Here is a 1,755-nt window from a genome sequence, read left to right on the forward strand (position 1 = left end):
ACTCAAGAGCAGACTGTTATCCCACTATTTGATTGGGCAACTCAAATCACCCACTCTTGCTATGAAATTGGGCTAAGCTGACCACCACATTTAGTACATCTGCGTAAGTCCTGTAAAAGTTGGATAACTTGTCCAATTTTTAAATTTAAAACCTGTTGTCGCAAAATTTGACTCTGTAAATTTGAGTATGCTGCTATCCAAAATTCAGGTAAAGCCACAATTTCTTATAAACGCGATGCTTTAGATTGCCGGATTGAATTCTCCAAAGTTGTTAGGTTCTCATGATGAGACTACTCTGAGTTTTCTGCACCACTAAGGTACAACAGAGCTGAATTGGAGCCGACCGTTGCGGCTGAATTGGTCTGCCAACACGTGCTGATAGACTGCCTCATAGCCATCCACCATGGAATTTAAGCTGAAGCACTGTTCTACATGTTGGCGACATGCATGGCGATCGATTTCGGCAACCTTCGCCAACGCTTCGATGCACTCCTCAACGGTATGACAAAGGAAACCAGTCTTGCCATGAGCAATGATTTCTGGTGCAGAACCCATCGCCATTGCAATCACGGGCGTTCCACTGACCATTGATTCGGTCATTACCAGTCCAAAGGGTTCTTGCCAAGTGATGGGAAAGAGAGTTGCGACGGCACCCCCCATCAAGGCATTCTTTTGAACATGGTTTGCTTCCCCCAAAAATTCAATTTGCTTACCGTCAATATGAGGTTTAATATCCTGCTCGTAATAATCCGTATCGACGCGATCGATCTTACCTGCGATTTTTAAGTGCCAACCTGTTTGTTTAGCAATCTCAATTGCCAAATGGGTTCCTTTCTCAGGTGAGATTCGTCCCAGAAAAGCCAGGTATGGTGGATCGTCGGGTTTTGAATGAAAGATGAAGGCGGTTGGGTCAACTCCGTTGTAAACCGTAGCCACATAATTTAGTCCCAGATCCATGCGGCGTTGAGAGTTAGAGATACTGATGAGATTTTGGTGTTTATGGTTCACATACATTTGCTCTATCAGTGGGGCAAAAATCCCATGAAGGGTGTGAACTGTCGGAGTTTTTACCAGATTGGCATAGGGCAGGGCTTGAAAATCGATGTGAGAATGGATGATGTCAAATTCGTTTGCCCGATCGTATACTTTGCTGAGTTGCATCATGCTATGGATCTGCGCCTCGTGAGGCGATATTCCTAACTGCCGGAAAGATTTTGGAATGCTAGGTTCCAATTCGGCAAGAGTCATTGAATCTGCTGTGGCGAACAGCGTAACGTCATGTCCTCGCTGGACTAACTCATTCGTCAACAGTTCAACAACAAGTTCAGTGCCACCATAGGTTAAGGGAGGAACGCGCTCTCCTAAAGGGGCAACTTGAGCAATTCGCATTCGTGATTCTCCTAAAAACTGAGTTTGAAATGTTTATTAAAGCCACCCAAGCAGGATCTGCTTTAGGAATTCTGATTACCACGTTAAAGCTGAAAGATAAGCATTTGATGAGGAAATTCTGAGGCGGTTTCCTGGGATCGCGTCTAGTTGCTCGACAGATGCCTTTAGCAGCCCTTCTACCCCCGATGCGGCTGTAATCATGTCCATCGAGCCACTTTTTCTAGACAGGTTTGCACTACGCGGCGCATATCTGATACGGAATCCGGCTGTGGAGTAACACTATAAGATAGAAGGATGGGACGTACAATTACACTGGCAAAACACCTCAGTCGTGAGGAATTAAAAACTCGCTATCAAAACAGCAGT

1 protein-coding gene is annotated in these 1,755 nt (G+C 45.1%); it reads right to left on the bottom strand.

The window, feature by feature from the left end; translation table 11 throughout:
* Positions 1-312: 312 nt before the first annotated feature.
* Positions 313-1,389 (bottom strand): glycosyltransferase family 4 protein, encoded by a 1,077-nt coding sequence (locus tag H6F93_RS00650; RefSeq protein ID WP_190678261.1) that lies wholly within the window; start codon positions 1,387-1,389, stop codon positions 313-315.
* Positions 1,390-1,755 lie beyond the last annotated feature (366 nt).

Source organism: Leptolyngbya sp. FACHB-671, from assembly GCF_014695745.1.
In the GTDB taxonomy this organism is placed as follows: Bacteria; Cyanobacteriota; Cyanobacteriia; order Elainellales; family Elainellaceae; genus JAAUTN01.